Genomic DNA, 19954 nt, shown 5'->3' on the forward strand with positions numbered 1-19954 from the left:
GGGGTGCACCACCCTTGCGAAGGGGGACACTCGTGTCCGTTTCTGCTTCCGTCCGCCGCCTGACCGCCGCTGCCGCTGTCGCCGCCGCAGTGGTCGGTTCCGCAGCGCTTCCCGCCGCGGCCGCCGACCACTGGCCCGGCCGCGGGCATCACGACTCGGTGTTCATCAGCGCCGTTCACTACGCCTCCCCGTGGCGTGACGGCCGGTACAACCGGTCGCTGAACGAGGAGTGGGCGGACGTCACCAACGACTCCCGCCGGGCGGTGAACCTGGACCACTGGACGCTGTCCGACCGGGACGGCCACACCTACACCTTCCACCACGTCCTGCTTCAGGGCCGCGCGACCGTCCGCGTCCACACCGGTCTGGGCCGGGACACCGGGAGCGACGTCTACCAGGACCGTCGCAACTTCGTGTGGGACAGGAGCTCCGACACCGCCACCCTGCGCGACGAGCGCGGCCGGCTGGTCGACGAGACCACCTGGGGCCGTCACGACCGCGACGGCGGCCGACGCGACGGGGACAGCCGCCACGACTGGGGCGGCCGCCATGACCGGGACGGGCGTCACGACCGCGACGGCTGGCACGACCGGGACGGTGGGCACGACCGCGACGGGTGGCACCGTGGTGACCACCGCCGCTGAGCGACCGGGTACGCCGGCGTCCTCGGCCGGCTGACCGACTGGTGGCGCGCCGCCCCTCGGCTCGGGGCGGCGCGCCACTGGCGCGAGTTGCCTCCGGCCCGCCCCTGCCCCTGTCATCCGCCTCCTCTCAACGAGACCCGCAATGGCATGGAGGACGCCTCCGAGCACTCCGGCCTCACCTTCATCGCGGCCGTCAACGGCTCCTGCGCGGGCGGCGGTTACGAACTCGCGCTGGCCTGCGACCGGATCCTGCTGATCGACGACAACTCCTCGGCGGTCGCCCTGCCGGAAGTGCCGCTGCTGGGCGTGCTGCCCGGCACCGGCGGGCTGACCCGGCTGACGGACAAGCGGCTCGTGCGCAAGGACCTGGCCGACGTCTTCGCCACCCGGAGCGACGGCGTACGCGGGAAGACCGCCGTCGACTGGGGACTGGTGGACGAGGTGGTCCGCGGCGGGAGTTCCTGGCGGTCGTCGAGCGGCGGGCGCGGGAGGCGGCGGCGCGCGACCCCCGGCCGGCGGACCTCCAGGGCGTGCGACTGGCGCCGCTGGAGAGGAAGAGCGGCGAGGACGGGATCCTCTACCCGTACGTGCGCGCCGAGTTCGACCGCCCGTCAGGGCTCGTGCACATCACCGTAAGAGGACCCGCCGACGCGGGCGACGACGGCTGGCCGCTCGCCCTGACCCGTCAACTGGACGACCTGATCCTGAGGTTGCGGGCCAACGAGCCCGAGCTGGGCATCTGGGCGGTGCGCACCGAGGGCGACCCCGAGCTCGTACTCGCCCAGGAGCGGCGGCTGTCGGGCTCCCGGGAGGACTGGCTGTCGAACGGGGTCCTGCACTACTACAAGCGGACCCTGAAGCGCCTCGACGTCACCGGTCGCAGTCTCGTCGCCCTCATCGAGCCGGGGAGCTGCTTCGCCGGGATGCTGCTGGAGCTCGCCCTGGCCTGCGACGTGCGGTACATGCTGGACGGTCCGCCCGTCGACGATCCGGACAGCGAGGAGCGTGCGCGACTCGTCCTCATCGAGGCCAACTTCGGCGTCTTCCCGATGGGCAACGGCCTCTCCCGTCTGGGGTCCCGCTTCTACGGGCGGGACGACCGTCTGGACCGGCTGCGCCGTGAGACCGGGCGCCCCCTGACCGCGGCCGAGGCCCGCGAACTCGGCCTCGTCACCGACGCACCCGACGACATCGACTGGGCGGACGAGGTGCGGCTGCTGCTGGAGAACCGGGCCGCGCTCAGCCCCGACGCGCTGACCGGGATGGAGGCCAACCACCGGTTCGTCGGCCCGGAGACCATGGAGACCAAGATCTTCGGGCGGCTCAGCGCCTGGCAGAACTGGATCTTCGTACGGCCCAACGCCGCAGGCCCGGAAGGGGCGTTGCGCCGCTACGGCACCGGGCGGCGGGCTGTCTACGACCGGAAGCGAGTGTGACCCGGAACCGGCCCGAGCGGGACGGCAGTTGGTCCGCCGACGAGGTGCCCGCGCTGCTCGGCCTCAACCTGGACCTGCGCGACGAGTACATCGCCGCCTGCCGGACCGGCCTCAGGCGCTGGAACCGCGTCCTCGAAGAGCACGGCATCGACTTCTGGCTCCGGCTCCCGCACCCCGGCTTCAACCGCCGGGTCGGCCTCGCCGCGGGTCACCACACCGACGGCACGATCGCCGACGAGGCGACCTGGGAGGCGAGCCGCGACCACTGGCTGCCGACCGCCGAGGACCTGGCGTTCGTACGGTCGTTGATGCGCCCGGTGTACGAGCGGGGGAAGATCGCGAGCTGGGTCGCGCCGCCCGTCAACGGGATCAACGGCAAACCGTTCGACTACGAGTACGTCCGACTGGTGTAGCCGTCCCGCTGGTCGAGTTCCTCCCACCGGTGCTGGGCGGTCGGTGTCCACTCGGTGTGCCTGGTGTGGAAGAGGTCGGTCGCTGTGGCGCCGCTCCAGGCCGGCGGCAGCAGTCGGGGCGGCAGGCGGGGGTCGAGGAAGGGGAAGCGGCGCCATTCGTGGACCAGGAGGGTCAGCGCGTGCAGGGTGGCGTCGCCGTCGGCCGGGTGCGGGCGGGAGAACTCGTCGACGAACGCCGCGTAGCGGAGCTCGACCTCGCTGAGGTCCCAGGCCCGCGCCACCATGGCCGCCTCGCTGCCCAGGGCACCGTAGGTCGCGGTGAACGACATGGCGTCGTCGGCGAGTCGGAGCTCCTTGAGGACGTCGAGCGCCTCGGCCTCGCGGTCGGCGTGGGGGGTGATCCACACGCCGGGTTCGGGAGAGCCGAAGCCGGCCCAGCTCAGGCGGGTGCGGACCCGGTGGCGCAGCTCGCGCCTGGACTCCGGGACCGAGACCAGGACGACGAGCCAGGTGCCGTCCCAGGCGGGGTCGTCGCCGCCGAAGTCGTAGATGCGCCGCGCGCCCTCGGTCAGCAGTCGGCGGCCGGGCGGGGTGAGGGTCCAGCGGGTGCGCCGGCCCACCCGCTCGGCGGCCAGCCAGCCCTCGGCGGCGGTCCGGGCGAGCGCCTGGCGGGCCGACTTCTCCTCCACGCCGAACAGTGCGAGCGTCTCGACCAGCGCGGACGTCCACACCGGGCGGTCGCGGGGCAGGACGTACTCGCCGAGCACGGTCATCAGCAGCGACCGCGCGCTCGTGTCGCCGACCTCCCGGCGCCGGCTGACCACCGGCCGCGCGGACGCCTCTTTCGCCATGCCCCGTCACTTCCCTCGTCGCCGGCTCTCGCCGCCTTACACAATATCTTGGCGGAACGACAGCCATCAGTAGAGTGTCGGCGGATGCGTTCAACACGTGCAACACACTCGGTCGGCCGGGGCGTGCGCCGGAGCGTCCGGCAGCACCGACCATTGCCTCCATGACGCAGGTGCTCGACCGGGACGGTCAACGACAAGCGGTTCTTCGGCAGTTGACGGCACCGTACTTCGCGCCGGCCGGACTGGACGTCTGGACGGAGGCGATCGACCGGTGTGTGAGGGAGGGGTTGGAGATCCTGGGCGGACGCGAACGCGCCGACCTCATGGGCGACTTCGCGCTGCCGCTCACCGCGACCGTCGGCGCGCACGTCTTCGGTCTGCCGCCCGCCCACGCGCCGCACATGATGGAGCTCGCCGGGCGGCTGTTCGGCCATGAGCACGCGCAGACCCCCGGCATGCGGGCCGCACACCGGGAGTTCGGTCTGCTGCTCGACGACACACTGCGGGAGAAGGCACAGCGCCCCGCCGACGACGTGATCGGCGCCCTCGTCCGCGCTCTGCACAACGGCACGATCTCCGGCCAGGAGCTGCGGGAACAGGCGGGCGGGCTGCTGGTCGGGGCTTCGGGCACCACCGCCATCCGTCTCGCCTACGGCGCCGCCCTGCTGCTGCGGCACCCGCAGACCCTCGGACGCGTGCCGGCCGGGGACCTCGTGCCGGTCCTGGAGGAGCTGCTCGGGCCGCGTCTGACGGCTCCGTCCGCCGTCGGCGCCCCGCTCGCCCGCCGGGTCGCCGCCGCCGCGCTGCCCGCGCTGTTCGCCCGGTTCCCCGGCATGCGGCTGGTCGGCGAGCTCACCGACATCGTGTGGCGGGGCGCGATCGGGGACCGGCGGCCGGTGGCCGTACGGGTGCTGCTGGACGTGCGCGCGTGACGGCGGCCGCGGGCGGGGCGTGAGGGCCGGCGGGGGCGCCGGCCGCACCGGCGCCTTCGTGCTCACGCAGGGCTGCCAGTACGTCGGCCGTCGTCAGAGGGTCGGTCATGGGACCACTGTGGCCGCCCGGAGCGGCCGCCGTCCGCACCGCTACTCCGTTCGGCCCCGGATGTCACCCGTTCCCACAGTTCCGCCACCGCCGGACTGCGCCGGTAGGGGCCGAGCTCCTGGCGGATTCCGGCGACGCGCTGGGTGACCTGCTGGGAGTGGACCCGGGGAGCCTCGTCGAGGCAGCGGTGCCACAGGGCGCAGGCCTCGTCGAGCCGGCCCTGCGCGAGGAGCAGCTCGGCCGTGCTCGCCAGGGTGAGCATGCGGGTGCGGTTGCGGTGTGCCTCGCGTTCACGCAGGGAGAGCTCGTAGGCGCGCAGGGCCGGGACGGACTCGCCGAGGGCGCGCAGCACCTGGGCCTGCTGGTAGGCGAAGTCGGCGTGGGCGTAGTGCACGAACGGGCCCGCGGCGCTGTCGGCCCGCTCCAGCCACCGCTCGGCCCGCAGCAGGGTCCGCACCGCCGTGCGCGGCAGCCCGGTCATCGCCTGGCCGAGCGCGCACTGGGTCAGCACGTAGGCGTGGGTGCCGGGCGAGGCCGTGCTCGGCACCGTCTCGGCGGCGGTCTCCGCCAGCCGCAGGGCCGAACCGGGGGCGCCCAGGCGCAGCGCCTGTCCGCTCAGCGCCCGCAGCCCGATGGCGTACAGCCGGCGGTCGCCCGCGTGGGCGGCCAGTGCCAGGGAGACCTCGTGGGCCTGCTGGGCCTGGCCCTCGGCGCCCATGTCGGCGGCCGACTGGGCGAGGAGATGTGCGAGTTGGGCCGCGCCGGCGAACAGCGCCCGGTGGCCCGGTTCCTCTCCCCGGCGGCGCAGCCAGGGGGTGACGACGTCGGAGAGGTAGCCGGCCAGCACGGTGCGGGTGTAGCCGCCGCCGAAGGCGTCGAGGTGGAAGGCGCAGAAGGCGGCGGTGTCCCGCATGGACCTGATCTCCAGGGCGAGGTCCGCCGGCTCGTGCGGACGGTCGTCACCGGCGCGGTCGGCGGGCCCGCCGGGGCGGGGCGCGCCGGGCCGGAAGGGGACCGCGCGGGCCGCCGCCCGCAGGCGCGGGTCCGCCTCGGCGCCGGCCAGCTCGCCGAGGCGGGCGACGGCGTCCGGGGCACCGGCGTCCGCGCTGCTTGCCCGGTCGGTCCGGAAGCCGGCGTCGAAGGGGGTGACCGTCCGGCCCAGGCGCTCGCTCAGCGCGTGGCAGAGCAGCTCCACGGTGAACGAACGGGGCCGGGTGCCGGCCAGCCAGTGCGAGACCGAGGTCCGGTCGTACCGGGTGGGTTGCCCCCGCAGGGCCGCCAGTCGGTTGACGTGCCGGGCGAGGGCCTCGTGCGTCAGCCGGGCCTCGGTGACGAGCAGTCGTAAACGGTGGTTCGGAGAGCGACGGTGCGAGGCCACGGGCATCTCCACGGGTCCGACCAGGTAACCGTCCGGGCTGCTGCGTGTACAGCGCAATGGTAAGCGTGGGCCGGTCCGCCCGGTGGCCGCGAGGCGCCGGCCGGCCGTTGTCAGTCGCGGGTCAGGGTGACGTCCTGGCGTTGGACCGCGTGGAAGCGGGGCAGGCGCAGTCCGCCCACGGGACGCAGCTCCATGACCGCGGCCTCGACGCTCGCGGTGCCTGCGTCGAGGGCGTCGGAGGGCTTGCCCGAGTTCTGCCAGCGGTGTTCCTGCCCGTCGCACACCGCGCCGGTGCCACCGATGCCCTGGTGGACGTCCGGCTTCGCCTGGCTGACGGAGGAGCTGACGAAGGCCGGGTCGGTGTTGCCGAGGCAGCGGTAGGTGCCGGAGAGGGTCACGGTGCCGTCCGCGGCGATGGTGCCGGTGGGGTCGACGGTCACCGTCTCGTACGGGTCCGCGGCGGCCGGCGAGGCGGGGGCGGTGAGCAGGAGCAGCGCGGCACCGGCCGCGAGGCCCAGGGCGGGGCGGACGAACATGGAAACCTCCTGAAGGTGGGGCTTCCACTGGGTAGCGGCCGGATCCGCCCGGGGCGGTGACCGTCACCCCTTCGGTGGCGAGTCCGCATCGACGGTCGTGGAACCGTCCGGGTGTTGTCCGGGTGTTGTCACGTTTCCCGCCGGGTCGTTCCGGTGGGTTCGAGTCGGGAGGATGGTCTGTCCAACGGGACCGTACGCAGCGTTCCCGGCCGACGTGGAGGTGCGCCATGTGTTCCCACCAGCCTTCGTGCCCTTCCTCCGACAGCCGCGCCCCGCACATCGTGGCGGCCCACCCCGAGCAGGGCTGGAGCCTGCGGTGCGACGGCGCGATCGTCTTCGACGACTCGGGCGAGCTGACGGCCGACGGCCGCGTCGTCGCCCCGCACCGTGTACCGGCCGAACTCCCGGCCGTCGCCGCCTGAACGCCGCCGTGCGCTACGGCAGTACGGCGAAGCCGTCCAGTTCCACCAGTGCCTTCTCGTCCCACAGTCGTGCGACCTGCACGACCGCCATCGCCGGGTAGTCCCGCCCCGCCAGGTCCCGCCACACGCGGCCGAGCCGGCCGGCGTGCTCGCGGTAGTCGGCGACGTCCGTGGCGTAGACGGTGACGCGGGCCAGGTCGGCCGGGGTGCCGCCGGCGGCCGCGAGGGCGGCGAGCAGGTTGCCGAGCGCCTTCTCGAATTGCTCGGGGAGAGTGTCGCCGACCACCTTGCCGTCGGCGTCCAGGGCGGTCTGGCCGGCCAGGAAGACGACGCGGGTGCCGGTGGCGACGACCGCGTGGGAGAAGCCGGCCGGCGGGGACAGCTCACTGGGATTGATGCGTTCCGCGGTCACCGCGCCTCCCGGTTCCGGTACAACTCCTTGGCGATGATGTCCCGTTGGACCTCGCTGGCACCCTCGTAGATGCGGGGGGCGCGGACCTCGCGGTAGAGGTGTTCCAGCAGGTGGCCGCGGCGCAGGGCGCGGGCGCCGTGCAGCTGGACCGCCGCGTCGACGACGTACTGGGCGGTCTCGGTGGCGAGCAGCTTCGCCATCGCCGCGCGCGCGGGGACGTCCGCGGCCCCCTCGTCGTACGCCGATGCCGCCGCGTACACCATGAGGCGTGCCGCGTCCGTGCGCAGGGCCATCTCGGCGACCTGGTGGGCGACCGTCTGCAGGTCGCGCAGCTTCCCGCCGAAGGCGTCCCGGCGGCAGGTGTGGTCGAGGGTGGCGTCGAGGGCCGCCTGGGCCATGCCGACGGCGAAGGCGCCGACGCTCGGCCTGAAGAGGTTGAGGGTGCCCATCGCGACCCGGAAGCCCCGGTCCACCTCGCCGAGCACGTCCTCCGCGGTCACCGGGACCGCGTCGAGGTCGAGGGCGCCGATGGGGTGCGGGGAGAGCATGTCGAGGGCGGTGCCGCTGAGACCGGGGCGGTCTGCGGGCACGAGGAAGGCGGTCACGCCACGGGAGCCCGCGCCGGGGGTGGTACGGGCGAAGACGGTGTAGAAGTCGGCCTCGGGGGCGTTGGAGATCCAGCACTTCTCGCCGGTCAGCCGCCAGCCGCCGGTTCCGTCGGGCTGGGCGGTCAGCGCCAGGGCCGCGGCGTCCGAGCCGGCTCCCGGCTCGCTCAGCGCGAACGCCGCCACCGCCGTGCCGTCGCCCACCCGGGGCAGCCAGCGCTCGCGCTGGGCCGGGGTGCCGTGGGCGTGCACCGGGTGGGCGCCCAGGCCCTGCAGCGCGAGCGCCGTCTCGGCCTCCGTGCAGGCGTAGGCGAGGGACTCGCGCATCAGGCACAGGTCGAGGGCGCCCGAGGTGAACAGCCGGTCCAGGAGCCCGAGTCTGCCGAGTTCGGCGACGAGAGGGCGGTTGACGTGCCCCGGTTCACCCTTCTCGGCCAGCGGGCGCAGCCGCTCGGCGGCGGTGCGCAGCTCCCCACACCAGGCGATCTGTGCCGGTTCGAGCGAGAATGCGGGCATCGCCGGTCCCCTCTCTGCCGTATCTCCCTCGACCGTATCGCGCCCCGTTGACTGTCGTCACCAACACGATACGCTCCATTCACGAGCCCGCCAGGACGCCGAACCCGGCATAAGGGGGCGCACCGCCATGACCAACTCGGCCCACGTCGACACCTTCGCGCGCGATCACCTCCCGCCCCGCGAGGAATGGCCCGAACTCCGCTTCGACCTGCCGGAGCTGCAGTACCCCGATCGGCTGAACTGCGCGGCCGAACTGCTGACGGGCCCCGAGCCCGGCCGCCCGGCGTTCCACACCCCCGCCGGCCCGACCTGGACGTACGGCGACCTGCGCGCCCGCGTCGACCGGATCGCCCACATCCTCACCGACGACCTCGGGGTGGTCCCCGGCAACCGCGTCCTGCTGCGCGGCCCGACCACGCCGTGGCTGGCCGCCTGCTGGCTGGCGGTGCTGAAGGCGGGCGGGGTGGCGGTCACGGTGCTGGCTCAGCAGCGGCCGCACGAGCTCGCGGTGATATGTGACATGGCACAGGTCCGGCACGCCCTGTGCGACATCCGCTCCGTCGACGACCTCGTCAAGGCCGAGATTCCGGGCCTGCGGATCACCACCTACGACGGCGACGCCCCCGACGACCTGCTGCGCCGCCCGGCGCCCGGCACCCCGTATCCGGCCGTCGCCACGGCCGCCGACGACGTGGCGCTGATCGCGTTCACGTCGGGCACGACCGGTCGCCCGAAGGGGTGCATGCACTTCCACCGGGACGTACTGGCGACAGCGGACACCTTCTCCCGGCACGTACTGCGCCCGGTCGCTGACGACGTCTTCGCCGGCAGTCCGCCCCTCGGTTTCACCTTCGGACTCGGCGGCCTGGTCATCTTCCCGCTCCGGGCCGGCGCCAGCGCCCTGCTGCTCGAACAGGCCCATCCGCGGCAGCTGTTGGAGGCCGTCGCCGAGCACCGCGTCTCGGTGCTGTTCACCGCGCCGACGGCCTACCGCGCGATGCTCGCGGAACTCGACGCGCACGACGTCTCCTCCCTGCGCCGCTGCGTCTCCGCCGGCGAGAACCTGCCCGCGGCCACCTGGCGGGCCTGGCAGGAGCGGACCGGGCTGCGCATCATCAACGGCATCGGGGCCACGGAGCTGCTGCACATCTTCGTCTCCGCCGCCGACGAGCGGATCCGGCCCGGGACGACCGGGGTGCCAGTACCGGGGTGGCAGGCGCGCGTGCAGGACGCGAACGGCGACCCGGTACCCGACGGAGAGCCGGGACTGCTCGCCGTGCGCGGGCCCGTCGGCTGCCGCTACCTCGCCGACCCGCGACAGCGCACGTACGTGCGCGGCGGCTGGAACATCACGGGCGACACCTACGTCCGCGAGGACGACGGCTATTTCCGGTACGTCGCCCGAGCCGACGACATGATCATCTCCGCCGGGTACAACATCGCCGGGCCGGAGGTCGAGGACGCGCTGCTGCGCCATCCGGACGTCGTCGAGGCGGCGGTCGTCGGGCGCCCCGACGAGGATCGCGGGCAGGTGGCCGTCGCCCATGTCGTCCTCAGGGAGGGCGCCGTACGGGACGCCGACGCGCTGCGCGCCTTCGTCAAGTCCGAACTGGCGCCCTACAAATGCCCGCGCGAGATCCACTTCGCGGACGCCCTGCCGCGCACCGCCACCGGCAAACTCCAACGGTTCAAACTGCGCACCGATGGTGACCAGCAGTGATGCCGACGACCTAAGATGATCAACGTGTCCGACCAGCATGCACCACGGTCTCTCATCGTCACGCTCTACGGCGCGTACGGCCGCTTCGTGCCGGGCCCCGTGCCCGTCGCCGAGCTGATCCGGCTGCTGGCCGCGGTCGGCGTGGACGCGCCCTCCGTACGTTCGTCGGTGTCCCGTCTCAAACGCCGCGGGCTATTGCTGCCCGCCCGCACGGCGCAGGGCGCGGCCGGGTACGAACTGTCGCCGGACGCCCGCCAGTTGCTCGACGACGGCGACCGGCGCGTGTACGCCACCGCCGCGCCCGGGGGCGAGGGCTGGGTGCTCGCGGTGTTCTCCGTGCCGGAGTCGGAGCGGCAGAAGCGGCACGTGCTGCGCTCCCGACTGGCCGCGCTGGGCTTCGGAACGGCGGCGCCCGGGGTGTGGATCGCGCCCGCGCGGCTGTACGAGGAGACCCGGCACACCCTGCGCCGGCTGCACCTCGAGCCGTACGTCGACCTCTTCCGCGGCGAGCACCTCGGCTTCGCCGCAACCGTCGAGGCGGTCGCCCGCTGGTGGGACCTGGCCGCGATCGCCAAGGAGCACGAGGCCTTCCTGGACCGTCACGAGCCGGTGCTGCGGCAGTGGCGGCAGCGCGCGGACACCCCGCCCGAGGACGCCTACCGCGACTACCTCCTCGTCCTCGACTCCTGGCGCCATCTGCCCTACGTCGACCCCGGTCTCCCGGCCCGGCTGCTGCCGGAGGACTGGCCGGGGGCGCGGTCGGTGGCGGTGTTCCGTGAGCTGCACGAACGGCTCAGGGACGCGGGGGCGGTGTTCGCCGGGGTGTGAGGTCACCTGTGGGCTCGAGCCCCACGCATGTGACCTCAGCCACACCTTCCGTCCCTCACGGAACCCTCAGCCTCTTCTATCCCTCTTCTCAAGTTTCTTACCTAGCGTTCGGCGAGCCGACCGCCGGGCTGAGAAAGAGGACTGTTGCGCATGACCACCAAGCCAGGGACAAGGGCTCAGGGAGCCACCGTCTGGCTCACCGGACTGCCGAGCGCGGGCAAGACGACCATCGCCCGCCACCTCGGCGAACGCCTGGAGGCCGAGGGTCATCGCGTGGAGATCCTGGACGGCGACGAGATACGCCGCTTCCTCTCGGCGGGCCTCGGCTTCTCCCGGGCGGACCGCACCACGAACGTGCAGCGCATCGGCCTGGTCTCCGAGGTCCTCGCCCGCAACGGCGTGCTGTCCGTGGTTCCCGTGATCGCCCCGTACGCCGACAGCCGTGAGGCGGTCCGCAAGCGGCACGAGGCCAGTGCGACGCCGTACATCGAGGTGCATGTCGCCACGCCGGTCGACGTGTGCAGCGAGCGGGACGTGAAGGGCCTGTACGCCCGGCAGGCCGCGGGCCGGCTGACGGGGCTCACCGGCGTCGACGACCCGTACGAGCCGCCGGCCGACCCGGATCTGGTGCTGGCGACGCAGGCCCAGACGCCCGAGGAGTCGGCCGCCGCGGTGTACGCGGTGCTGGTGGAGCGGGGGTTGGTGTGAGCGGCGCGCCGTCCCATCTGGACGCCCTGGAGTCGGAGGCGGTGCACATCTTCCGTGAGGTGGCGGGCGAGTTCGAGCGGCCGGTGATCCTGTTCTCCGGCGGCAAGGACTCCATCGTCATGCTCCACCTCGCACTGAAGGCCTTCACCCCCGCGGCCGTGCCGTTCCCGCTGCTGCACGTGGACACCGGACACAACTTCCCCGAGGTCCTCGACTACCGCGACCGTGTGATCACCGCACACGGGCTGCGCCTCCATGTGGCCTCCGTACAGGACTACATCGACCGCGGGGTGCTGCGCGAACGCCCCGACGGCACCCGCAACCCGCTGCAGACACTGCCGCTGACCGAGAAGATCCAGGCCGAGAAGTTCGACGCCGTGTTCGGCGGCGGACGCCGCGACGAGGAGAAGGCCCGCGCCAAGGAACGGGTGTTCAGCTTGCGCGACGAGTTCTCGCAGTGGGACCCGCGCCGGCAGCGGCCCGAGCTGTGGAACCTCTACAACGACCGCCACTCCCCCGGCGAACACGTCCGCGTCTTCCCCCTGTCCAACTGGACCGAACTCGACGTCTGGCAGTACATCGCCCGCGAAGCCATCGACCTGCCGCAGATCTACTACGCCCACGAACGCGAGGTCTTCCAGCGCGCCGGGATGTGGCTGACCGCCGGCGAGTGGGGCGGGCCCAGGGACGGCGAGAGCGTGGAGAAGCGGCGGGTGCGCTACCGCACGGTCGGCGACATGTCCTGCACCGGCGCGGTCGACTCCGACGCCGACACCATCGCCAAGGTGATCACCGAGATCGCCGCCTCCCGGCTGACCGAGCGCGGCGCCACCCGCGCCGACGACAAGCTCTCCGAGGCCGCGATGGAAGACCGCAAGCGCGAGGGGTACTTCTAGCCATGACCGGAACGACCATCGACACGCTGCGGTTCGCCACCGCCGGGTCCGTCGACGACGGCAAGTCCACCCTCGTGGGACGGCTGCTGCACGACTCCAAGTCGGTGCTGGCCGACCAGCTGGAGGCCGTCGAGCGTGCCTCCGCGAGCCGCGGCCAGGACGCGCCCGACCTCGCGCTGCTCACCGACGGGCTGCGGGCCGAGCGCGAGCAGGGCATCACCATCGACGTCGCCTACCGCTACTTCGCCACCACGCGCCGCCGGTTCATCCTCGCCGACACCCCCGGCCACGTGCAGTACACCCGCAACATGGTCACCGGCGCCTCCACCGCCGAGCTGGCGATCATCCTGGTCGACGCGCGCCACAGGGTGGTCGAGCAGACCCGCCGTCACGCCGCCGTGGCCGGGCTGCTGCGCGTCCCGCACGTCGTCCTCGCCGTCAACAAGATGGACCTCGTCGGGTACGAGCAGGAGGAGTTCGAGCGGATCGTCGAGGAGTTCGCGGGGCACGCGGCGGAGGCGGGACTGCCCGGCTTCACCCCGATTCCCGTATCGGCTCTGGTCGGGGACAACGTCGTGGACCGCTCGCCGCACATGGACTGGTACGCCGGACCGGCCCTGCTGGAGTTCCTGGAGAACGTCCCGGTGGGCGCCGAGGCGGCTGACGCGCCGGCCCGCTTCCCGGTGCAGTACGTGATCCGGCACGGTGAACAGCGCCACTACGCGGGCCAGTTGGTGTCGGGCTCACTGCGCGTCGGCGACCGGGTCACCGTGCACCCGTCCGGCGAGACCTCCGAGATCGCCGGGATCGACGTGCTGGGCGCGGCCGCCGAGGTGGCGTACGCGCCGCAGTCCGTGAGCGTGCGGCTCGCCGGGCAGCGGGACGTCTCGCGCGGCGACATGATCACGGCGGGGCCCGACGTCCCCGTACTCACCCGGGACGTCCGGGCGGCCGTGTGCCATCTGGCCGACCGGCCGCTGCGGGTCGGCGACCGTGTGCTGGTGCGGCACACGACCCGTACCGTCAAGGGCATCGTGGAGGACCTGGCAGGGGCCGTCGAGCTGTCGGTCAACGACCTGGGCCGGATCAGGCTGCGCACCGCCGAGCCCCTGGCGCTCGACGACTACGCGCTCTCCCGCCGCACCGGCGCGTTCCTGCTGATCGATCCGGCGGACGGCGCGACGCTGACCGCCGGCATGGTGGATCTCAACCGCCAAGGGTGAGACGGGGTTTGGGCGCGTCCGTCCGTCCGGTCTGCGGACGGCGGCTGCCCGCCCGGTAGGGCGCCGGCCAGCGGACGCCCGGACCGTCGTACCCCTGTTCGGCGGCCGCGTGCAGCGTCCAGTTCGGGTCGTACAGGTGCGGCCGGGCGAGGGCGCACAGATCCGTACGCCCGGCCAGGATCAGGGAGTTGACGTCGTCCCAGGAGGAGATCGCGCCGACCGCGATCACCGGGACGCCCACCCGGTGCCGGACGCGGTCGGCGAACGGCGTCTGGTACGACCGCCCGAACTCCGGGCGTTCGTCGGCCACGACCTGCCCGGTCGACACGTCGATCGCGTCGGCGCCGTGCGCGGCGAAGGCGCGGGCGATATCCACGGCGTCCTCGGCGGTGTTGCCGCCCTCGGCCCAGTCGGTGGCGGAGATGCGGACCGTCATGGGCCGCTCCTTCGGCCACACCTTCCGGACGGCGTCGAAGACCTCCAGCGGGAAGCGGAGCCGGTTCTCCAGGCAGCCGCCGTAGGCGTCGGTACGGCGGTTGGTCAGTGGGGAGAGGAAGCCGGAGAGCAGATAGCCGTGGGCGCAGTGCAGTTCGAGAAGGTCGAATCCGGCGCGGGCGGCCCGCCGGGCGGCGGAGGTGAACTGCTCGCGCAGGTCCTCGAGTTGGGCGGGCGTCAGCTCGCGCGGGACTTGTCCGGCGGGCTTGTACTGCAGTGGGGAGGCGGCCACGAGCGGCCAGTTGCCCTCGGGCAGCGGTTCGTCCATGCCCTCCCACATCAGCCTGGTCGAGCCCTTGCGGCCGGAGTGGCCGAGTTGCACGCCGATCGCCGTGCCGGGCGCCTGGGCGTGCACGAAGTCGGTGATCCGCCTCCAGGAGTCGGCCTGCGCACCGTTGTAGAGGCCGGTGCAGCCGGGGGTGATCCGGCCCTCCGCGCTGACGCAGACCATCTCGGTCATCACCAGCCCGGCGCCGCCGAGGGCGCGCGCGCCGAGGTGGACGAGGTGGAAGTCGCCGGGGACGCCGTCGACAGCGGAGTACATGTCCATGGGAGAGACGACGACCCGGTTGCGCAGGGTCAGGCCGCGCAGGCGGAACGGCGTGAACATCGGGGGTGTGCCGGGCGGGCAGCCGAACTCCTCCTCCACCGAGGTGGTGAAGCCGGCGTCGCGCAGCCGCAGGTTGTCGTGGGTGACGCGGCGGCTGCGGGTGAGCAGGTTGAAGGCGAACTGGCGGGGCGGCTGGTCGACGTAGAGGCCGAGGTTCTCGAACCACTCCAGGCTGGCCCGGGCGGCGCGCTGGGTGGAGGCGACGACCGGCCTGCGCTCCTCCTCGTAGGCCGCCAACGCCCGCTCCAAGGAGGGCTGTTCCTCCAGGCAGGCGGCGAGGGCGAGGGCGTCCTCGACGGCCAGTTTGGTGCCGGAGCCGATGGAGAAGTGGGCGGTGTGGGCGGCGTCTCCGAGGAGGACGACGTTGCCGTGCGACCAGTGCTCGTTGGTGACGGTGCGGAAGGTGGTCCAGGCCGACTTGTTGCTCCGCAGGGGCCTGCCCTTGAGGGTGTCGGCGAAGATCTTGGCGCAGGCCTCGACGGACTCGTTCGCGTCGAGGTCGGCGAAGCCGGCCGCCCGCCAGACGTCCTCGTGCATCTCGACGATCACCGTGGACGCGTCGGCCGCGTACGGATAGCCGTGGAGCTGCATCACCCCGTGTTCGGTCTCGGCGATGTCGAAGCGGAAGGCGTCGAAGGCGAAGTCCGCGGCGAGCCAGATGTAGCGGCAGTGGTGGGTGAGCACATGGGGTCCGAACACATCGGCGTGGGCCTCGCGGGTGGTGCTGTTGATCCCGTCGGCCGCGATGACGAGGTCATGGGTCCGGTCCGGGCCGGCCGGGGCCTCGGTGCGGAAGCGGAGGTCCACGCCCAGGTCGCGGCAGCGGTCGTGCAGGATCTCCAGGAGGCGTTTCCTGCCGAGTGCGGCGAAGCCGTGGCCGCCGGAGGTGTGCCGTACGCCCCGGTGCACGATGTCGATGTCGTCCCAGCGGACGAAGTGCCGCTGTAGGGCCTGGTAGACGACCGGGTCGGCGTGTTCGATGCCGCCGAGGGTCTCGTCGGAGAGGACGACGCCGAAACCGAAGGTGTCGTCGGGGGCGTTGCGCTCCCAGACGGTTACCTCGCGGGCCGGGTCGAGGCGTTTCAGCAGCGCCGCCGCGTACAGGCCGCCGGGGCCGCCGCCGATGACCGCGACTCGTAGGGGCTGGCCGGTCCTCGTCGGCGGCTGCGGGATCGTCGTGGCTTGTCGCGCTCGCGCGGCGGTAGCCGCAGATTCGGCACCGCCCCGCGCCCCTGAGGTGGGCATCTCTACCGTCCCCTCCATTTGGGAGGGCGCTTCTGGGTGAACGCCGCGTGGAACTCGGCGTAGTCCTCGCCGTTCATGAGGAGGGCCTGGGTGGAGGCGTCCAGTTCGACCGCGGCGGCGAGCGGCATGTCCAGTTCGGCCGTCAGCAGCGCCTTCGTCTGGGCGTACGCCAGGGCCGGGCCGTCGGCCAGGCGGCGGGCGAGGGCCTGCGCGGCCTCGTCGGCCCGGCCCTCCTCGGTCAGCTCACTGATCAGCCCGATGCGCTCGGCCTCCGGTGCGCGCACCGGTTCGCCCAGCATCAGCAGCCGGGTCGCGTGACCGAGCCCCACCACCCTCGGCAGCAGGTACGCGGCGCCCATGTCGCCGCCCGACAGGCCCACCCGCGTGAACAGGAACGCGAACCGGGCCGTGGGGTCGGCGACCCGGAAGTCGGCCGCCAGGGCCAGGACCGCGCCGGCGCCCGCCGCCACGCCGTGCACCGCGGCGATCACCGGGAACGGGCACTCCCGGATCGCCCGGACGGTCTGGCCGGTCATGCGGTTGAAGTCGAGGAGCTGGGCGGTGTCCATGGCGAGGGTCGCGCCGATGATCTCGTCGACGTCGCCGCCGGAGCAGAAACCGCGGCCCTCGCCGGCCAGCACCAGGGCCCGTACGGATCGCTCCCGGGACAGCTCGGCGAGCAGGTCGCGCAGGTCGGCGTAGGCGCCGAAGGTGAGCGCGTTGAGCTTGTCGGGGCGGGCCAGGGTGACGGTGGCGACGGTGTCGGCGAGGTCGACGCGCAGGTGCTCCCAGCGGGAGGTGCGGGCGGCCGAGCCGGTGAAGGGACTCATGACGTGCGGCCTCCTGGGGGGCGGGGCGCTGCCGTACCGAGCTCTGCCATTCGAAGTTATCACTCATCCGTGACTGTCGTCATGAGCGCGCGATAAGACGGATGCGTTGTGACCCGGCGCCGTCACATCCGTCACGGCTCGTCGACGAAGCGGCAACGGCGGGAGCTGCCGTGCGAGGCAGGCCGTTGTTACGGGTAAGCCGCCCGGCAACGGGGCCGAACGTCCCGTACGGTGCCCGCCCGACGCCTCTGTGAGCGGGCCCGTAGGATTCATACGGTTGAAAGCAGGACAGCCTGCTGATGAACGGACCCATCGTGCAAGAACGCCCCGCCTCCTCCGCCTCCTGGCGCGTCGCGCTGCCGCATTCCGCCGCGGCCGTGCCGGTGGCCCGCGCGCTCGTGCGTACGGCGCTGGCCGAGCTGGAACACGGGGCGGACAGCGACACCGCGGAGCTGCTGACGGCGGAGCTGGTCGCGAACGCCGTGGAGCACACCACGGGGGACGCTCCGATAGAGCTGGTCGTGGAGCTGCTGCCGTCGGGCTGCCGGGTGGAGGTCCACGACCCGGACCCGGCACCCCCGGGCGATCTGACGACACCGGGCCCGGGGATGCCCGACCCCTGGCAGGAGCACGGGCGCGGGCTGCTGCTGATCCGCGCGCTCAGCTCGTCCTGCGGGCACCGGGCGACGCATTCCGGGAAGGCGGTGTGGTTCCGGCTGCCCTGCGTGCCCCCGCAGCGCCGGCCCGTGTGACGACGGGGCCGGTCACGGCGGTTACGGACCCCGGGGCGGGCCGGCGGGTCAGGCCAGGGTCGCGACCAGGATCGCCTTGATCGTGTGCAGCCGGTTCTCGGCCTCGTCGAAGACCACCGAGTGGGCCGACTCGAAGACCTCGTCGGTCACTTCCAGCGACTCCAGGCCGTGGCTGTCGTGGATCTCCTGCCCCACCTTGGTGCCCAGGTCGTGGAAGGCCGGCAGACAGTGCAGGAACTTGACGTCCGGGTTGCCGGTGGCGCGCAGGACGTCCATGGTCACGGCGTACGGGGCGAGCGCGGCGATGCGCTCGCTCCAGACCTCCTTGGGCTCGCCCATGGAGACCCAGACGTCGGTGGCGACGAAGTCGGCGCCCCGGACGCCGTCGGCCAGGGACTCGGTCAGCGTGATCCGGGCGCCGCTGGCCCCGGCGAGCTCGTGCGCCCGGTCGATGACCTCCTGGACCGGCCAGTAGTGCTTCGGGGCCACGATCCGGACGTCCATGCCGAGCAGGGCGCCGGTGATCAGGTAGGAGTTGCCCATGTTGAAGCGGGCGTCGCCGAGGTAGGCGAAGGCGATCCGGTCGACGGGCTTGGCGGTGTGCTCGGTCATGGTGAGCACGTCGGCGAGCATCTGGGTGGGGTGCCAGTCGTCGGTGAGGCCGTTGTAGACGGGCACGCCGGCGTGGGCGGCCAGCTCCTCGACCTTCTGCTGGCTGTCACCCCGGTACTCGATCCCGTCGTACATGCGGCCGAGCACGCGCGCGGTGTCCTTCACGGACTCCTTGTGCCCGATCTGTGAGCCGGACGGGTCGAGGTAGGTCGTGGAGGCGCCCTGGTCGGCCGCGGCGACCTCGAACGCGCAGCGTGTGCGCGTCGAGGTCTTCTCGAAGATCAGCGCGATGTTCCGGCCGGTGAGACAGCGCGTCTCGGTCCCGGCCTTCTTGGCGGCCTTCAGCTCCGCGGCCAGCCCGACCAGGCCGAGGAACTCCTCCGCGGTGAAGTCGAGTTCCTTCAGGAAATGGCGCCCGGCGAGGGCGGTCGGGACTGTCGCCATGGGGCGCTCCAGAGATACGGGAACAACGGACCCTGGAAGTCTATACGAGCGTTGGCATTTCTATGCACATACGTGTACGCCTATACGGCCTCGCGTTCGACCGGGCAGCTCATGCAGCGCGGCCCACCCCTCCCCCGGCCCAGCTCGCTGCCCGGGATCTCGATGACCTCGATGCCCTGCTTGCGCAGATGGGTGTTGGTGGTGGCGTTGCGCTCGTAGGCGACGACGACGCCCGGTTCGACAGCCAGGACGTTGCAGCCGTCGTCCCACTGCTCGCGCTCGGCGGCGTGCACGTCCTGGGTGGCGGTCAGGACGCGGATCTCGCTCAGCCCGAGGGCGGCGGCGATCGCCCGGTGCATGTGCTCCGGCGGGTGGTCGGTGACCTTCAGCTCCTCGCCCACACCCGGCTCGATGGTGTACGAGCGCAGCATGCCGAGGCCCGCGTACTGGGTGAAGGTGTCGCCGTCGACCATTGTCATCACGGTGTCGAGGTGCATGAAGGCGCGCCGCTTGGGCATGTCGAGGGCGACGATGCTCCGGGCCGAGCCGGCCGCGAAGAGCTTGTGCGCGAGCATCTCGACGGCCTGCGGCGTGGTCCGCTCGCTCATGCCGATCAGGACGGCGCCGTTGCCGATGACCAGGACGTCCCCGCCCTCGATCGTGGACGGGTAGTCGACCTGCCCCTCCGACCAGACGCGGAACGTCTCGTCACGGAAGAGCGGGTGGTGCCGGTAGATCGCCTCGAAGTGGACCGTCTCGCGCTGCCGGGCCGGCCAGCGCATGGCGTTGACGGAGACCCCGTCGTAGATCCAGGCGGAGGTGTCGCGGGTGAAGAGGTGGTTGGGCAGCGGGGCGAGGAGGAAGTCGTCGAGGTCCATGACGTGGAAGCGGACCGAGGTCGGCTCCGGGTGCGCGTCCAGGAACTCGCGTTTGGTCATGCCGCCGACGAGCGCCTCCACCAGCTCGGCGGGGGCCATGGTCTCGAAGGCGGCTCTGAGGTGGTCGGTGGCGAGGACGCCGTACTCCTTCTCGTCGAAGACCCGGTCCAGGACGAGGGTGCGGGCCGCCGGGATCGCCAGGGCCTCGGTGAGCAGGTCGCCGAAGAGGTGGACGGTGACCCCACGGTCGCGCAGGACGTCGGCGAACCCGTCGTGCTCGGCGCGCGCCCGGCGCACCCACAGCACGTCGTCGAAGAGAAGTGCGTCCTTGTTGCTGGGGGTGAGCCTTTTGAGCTCGAGATCGGGCCGGTGCAGTATGACGCGGCGCAGCCGCCCGGCCTCGGAGTCGACATGGAATCCCATGCCTCCATCCTGACCACCGGGGGGCGTCTTGACCCG

The 19954-nt window shown here is 72.6% G+C and carries 21 protein-coding genes; 12 read left to right on the top strand and 9 right to left on the bottom strand.

Annotated elements, in window-relative coordinates:
* Positions 1 to 32 precede the first annotated feature (32 nt).
* From ACQF4J_RS13250 to ACQF4J_RS13265, 4 genes are all read left to right on the top strand, one after another.
* Positions 33 to 644, top strand: coding sequence for a lamin tail domain-containing protein (locus ACQF4J_RS13250; RefSeq protein ID WP_351562930.1), 612 nt, complete (start codon positions 33 to 35; stop codon positions 642 to 644).
* Between the two features lie 147 nt (positions 645 to 791).
* Entirely contained in the window at positions 792 to 1280 is a 489-nt protein-coding gene (locus tag ACQF4J_RS13255) for an enoyl-CoA hydratase/isomerase family protein (RefSeq protein WP_427165682.1), read from the top strand.
* Positions 1175 to 2080, top strand: coding sequence for a hypothetical protein (locus ACQF4J_RS13260; protein ID WP_427165683.1), 906 nt, complete (start codon positions 1175 to 1177; stop codon positions 2078 to 2080). The genes ACQF4J_RS13255 and ACQF4J_RS13260 overlap by 106 nt, the downstream gene beginning before the upstream one ends.
* Complete coding sequence (locus ACQF4J_RS13265; RefSeq protein WP_427165684.1) at positions 2077 to 2493, top strand: hypothetical protein; 417 nt, start codon at positions 2077 to 2079, stop codon at positions 2491 to 2493. The genes ACQF4J_RS13260 and ACQF4J_RS13265 overlap by 4 nt, the downstream gene beginning before the upstream one ends.
* Here the strand turns inward: ACQF4J_RS13265 and ACQF4J_RS13270 are convergent.
* Entirely contained in the window at positions 2469 to 3344 is an 876-nt protein-coding gene (locus tag ACQF4J_RS13270) for a PaaX family transcriptional regulator (protein WP_351799389.1), read from the bottom strand. The genes ACQF4J_RS13265 and ACQF4J_RS13270 overlap by 25 nt on opposite strands.
* 161 nt (positions 3345 to 3505) lie before the next feature.
* Between ACQF4J_RS13270 and ACQF4J_RS13275 the strand changes: the two genes are divergently transcribed.
* Entirely contained in the window at positions 3506 to 4276 is a 771-nt protein-coding gene (locus tag ACQF4J_RS13275; protein ID WP_351562922.1) for a cytochrome P450, read from the top strand.
* Positions 4277 to 4338: 62 nt separating this feature from the next.
* Here ACQF4J_RS13275 and ACQF4J_RS13280 read toward each other — a convergent pair whose 3' ends face one another.
* Both ACQF4J_RS13280 and ACQF4J_RS13285 read right to left on the bottom strand, forming a co-directional pair.
* Positions 4339 to 5763, bottom strand: coding sequence for a hypothetical protein (locus ACQF4J_RS13280; RefSeq protein WP_351562920.1), 1425 nt, complete (start codon positions 5761 to 5763; stop codon positions 4339 to 4341).
* Between the two features lie 110 nt (positions 5764 to 5873).
* Complete coding sequence (locus tag ACQF4J_RS13285) at positions 5874 to 6299, bottom strand: DUF6299 family protein (RefSeq protein WP_427165685.1); 426 nt, start codon at positions 6297 to 6299, stop codon at positions 5874 to 5876.
* A gap of 227 nt (positions 6300 to 6526) precedes the next feature.
* Here ACQF4J_RS13285 and ACQF4J_RS13290 point away from each other — a divergent pair, with 227 nt between their 5' ends.
* Entirely contained in the window at positions 6527 to 6721 is a 195-nt protein-coding gene (locus ACQF4J_RS13290; RefSeq protein WP_351562916.1) for a DUF5999 family protein, read from the top strand.
* A gap of 13 nt (positions 6722 to 6734) precedes the next feature.
* Here ACQF4J_RS13290 and ACQF4J_RS13295 read toward each other — a convergent pair whose 3' ends face one another.
* Together ACQF4J_RS13295 and ACQF4J_RS13300 are read right to left on the bottom strand one after the other, a co-directional pair.
* A complete protein-coding gene (locus tag ACQF4J_RS13295) occupies positions 6735 to 7133 on the bottom strand; it encodes a RidA family protein (RefSeq protein WP_351562914.1) in 399 nt (132 codons plus the stop codon).
* The gene (locus tag ACQF4J_RS13300; protein WP_351562912.1) at positions 7130 to 8254 is read right to left on the bottom strand and encodes an acyl-CoA dehydrogenase family protein; all 1125 of its coding nucleotides are present in this window, start codon (positions 8252 to 8254) and stop codon (positions 7130 to 7132) included. Before ACQF4J_RS13300 ends, ACQF4J_RS13295 begins: the two co-directional genes overlap by 4 nt.
* A 127-nt stretch (positions 8255 to 8381) precedes the next feature.
* Between ACQF4J_RS13300 and ACQF4J_RS13305 the strand changes: the two genes are divergently transcribed.
* The 5 genes from ACQF4J_RS13305 to ACQF4J_RS13325 all read left to right on the top strand — a co-directional run bounded on the left by ACQF4J_RS13305 (position 8382) and on the right by ACQF4J_RS13325 (position 13629).
* On the top strand, positions 8382 to 9974 hold the full coding sequence (locus tag ACQF4J_RS13305) for an AMP-binding protein (RefSeq protein WP_351562911.1): 1593 nt from the start codon (positions 8382 to 8384) through the stop codon (positions 9972 to 9974).
* Between the two features lie 15 nt (positions 9975 to 9989).
* Entirely contained in the window at positions 9990 to 10802 is an 813-nt protein-coding gene (locus ACQF4J_RS13310; RefSeq protein WP_351799383.1) for a PaaX family transcriptional regulator, read from the top strand.
* 150 nt (positions 10803 to 10952) lie between these two features.
* Positions 10953 to 11510 carry an adenylyl-sulfate kinase gene (gene cysC, locus ACQF4J_RS13315; protein WP_351562894.1) on the top strand — a complete coding sequence of 186 codons (558 nt, stop codon included), beginning with the start codon at positions 10953 to 10955 and terminating at the stop codon, positions 11508 to 11510.
* The gene (gene cysD, locus ACQF4J_RS13320) at positions 11507 to 12406 is read left to right on the top strand and encodes a sulfate adenylyltransferase subunit CysD (RefSeq protein WP_427165686.1); all 900 of its coding nucleotides are present in this window, start codon (positions 11507 to 11509) and stop codon (positions 12404 to 12406) included. The genes cysC and cysD overlap by 4 nt, the downstream gene beginning before the upstream one ends.
* A 2-nt stretch (positions 12407 to 12408) precedes the next feature.
* Complete coding sequence (locus ACQF4J_RS13325; protein ID WP_427165687.1) at positions 12409 to 13629, top strand: sulfate adenylyltransferase subunit 1; 1221 nt, start codon at positions 12409 to 12411, stop codon at positions 13627 to 13629.
* On the opposite strand, the gene ACQF4J_RS13330 is transcribed toward ACQF4J_RS13325, so the two are convergent.
* Together ACQF4J_RS13330 and ACQF4J_RS13335 are read right to left on the bottom strand one after the other, a co-directional pair.
* Positions 13613 to 15979: a bifunctional salicylyl-CoA 5-hydroxylase/oxidoreductase gene (locus ACQF4J_RS13330; RefSeq protein WP_427165688.1), complete on the bottom strand. Its 2367-nt coding sequence runs from the start codon at positions 15977 to 15979 to the stop codon at positions 13613 to 13615. The two genes, ACQF4J_RS13325 and ACQF4J_RS13330, sit on opposite strands and share 17 nt — an antisense overlap.
* A 2-nt stretch (positions 15980 to 15981) precedes the next feature.
* Positions 15982 to 16809: an enoyl-CoA hydratase family protein gene (locus tag ACQF4J_RS13335; protein WP_351570499.1), complete on the bottom strand. Its 828-nt coding sequence runs from the start codon at positions 16807 to 16809 to the stop codon at positions 15982 to 15984.
* A gap of 299 nt (positions 16810 to 17108) precedes the next feature.
* Here ACQF4J_RS13335 and ACQF4J_RS13340 point away from each other — a divergent pair, with 299 nt between their 5' ends.
* A complete protein-coding gene (locus tag ACQF4J_RS13340; protein ID WP_351570496.1) occupies positions 17109 to 17561 on the top strand; it encodes an ATP-binding protein in 453 nt (150 codons plus the stop codon).
* Between the two features lie 48 nt (positions 17562 to 17609).
* On the opposite strand, the gene argF is transcribed toward ACQF4J_RS13340, so the two are convergent.
* Both argF and ACQF4J_RS13350 read right to left on the bottom strand, forming a co-directional pair.
* Positions 17610 to 18617, bottom strand: coding sequence for an ornithine carbamoyltransferase (argF, locus tag ACQF4J_RS13345; protein ID WP_351570493.1), 1008 nt, complete (start codon positions 18615 to 18617; stop codon positions 17610 to 17612).
* Positions 18618 to 18697: 80 nt separating this feature from the next.
* The gene (locus ACQF4J_RS13350) at positions 18698 to 19918 is read right to left on the bottom strand and encodes an arginine deiminase (protein WP_351570490.1); all 1221 of its coding nucleotides are present in this window, start codon (positions 19916 to 19918) and stop codon (positions 18698 to 18700) included.
* Positions 19919 to 19954: the final 36 nt, after the last annotated feature.

It is taken from the genome of Streptomyces sp. C1-1 (assembly GCF_050214755.1).
Taxonomy (GTDB): domain Bacteria; phylum Actinomycetota; class Actinomycetes; order Streptomycetales; family Streptomycetaceae; genus Streptomyces.

Bases quoted from the DNA above. Each gene is read 5' to 3' on its own strand.
- ACQF4J_RS13340 (WP_351570496.1), top strand. From the start codon at position 17,109: ATGAACGGACCCATCGTGCAAGAACGCCCCGCCTCCTCCGCCTCCTGG.
- ACQF4J_RS13270 (WP_351799389.1), bottom strand. From the start codon at position 3,344: ATGGCGAAAGAGGCGTCCGCGCGGCCGGTGGTCAGCCGGCGCCGGGAG.
- ACQF4J_RS13350 (WP_351570490.1), bottom strand. From the start codon at position 19,918: ATGGGATTCCATGTCGACTCCGAGGCCGGGCGGCTGCGCCGCGTCATA.
- ACQF4J_RS13300 (WP_351562912.1), bottom strand. From the start codon at position 8,254: ATGCCCGCATTCTCGCTCGAACCGGCACAGATCGCCTGGTGTGGGGAG.
- ACQF4J_RS13290 (WP_351562916.1), top strand. From the start codon at position 6,527: ATGTGTTCCCACCAGCCTTCGTGCCCTTCCTCCGACAGCCGCGCCCCG.
- ACQF4J_RS13335 (WP_351570499.1), bottom strand. From the start codon at position 16,809: ATGAGTCCCTTCACCGGCTCGGCCGCCCGCACCTCCCGCTGGGAGCAC.
- ACQF4J_RS13305 (WP_351562911.1), top strand. From the start codon at position 8,382: ATGACCAACTCGGCCCACGTCGACACCTTCGCGCGCGATCACCTCCCG.
- ACQF4J_RS13275 (WP_351562922.1), top strand. From the start codon at position 3,506: ATGACGCAGGTGCTCGACCGGGACGGTCAACGACAAGCGGTTCTTCGG.
- argF (WP_351570493.1), bottom strand. From the start codon at position 18,617: ATGGCGACAGTCCCGACCGCCCTCGCCGGGCGCCATTTCCTGAAGGAA.
- ACQF4J_RS13330 (WP_427165688.1), bottom strand. From the start codon at position 15,979: ATGCCCACCTCAGGGGCGCGGGGCGGTGCCGAATCTGCGGCTACCGCC.
- cysC (WP_351562894.1), top strand. From the start codon at position 10,953: ATGACCACCAAGCCAGGGACAAGGGCTCAGGGAGCCACCGTCTGGCTC.
- ACQF4J_RS13325 (WP_427165687.1), top strand. From the start codon at position 12,409: ATGACCGGAACGACCATCGACACGCTGCGGTTCGCCACCGCCGGGTCC.
- ACQF4J_RS13255 (WP_427165682.1), top strand. From the start codon at position 792: ATGGAGGACGCCTCCGAGCACTCCGGCCTCACCTTCATCGCGGCCGTC.
- ACQF4J_RS13310 (WP_351799383.1), top strand. From the start codon at position 9,990: ATGATCAACGTGTCCGACCAGCATGCACCACGGTCTCTCATCGTCACG.
- ACQF4J_RS13285 (WP_427165685.1), bottom strand. From the start codon at position 6,299: ATGTTCGTCCGCCCCGCCCTGGGCCTCGCGGCCGGTGCCGCGCTGCTC.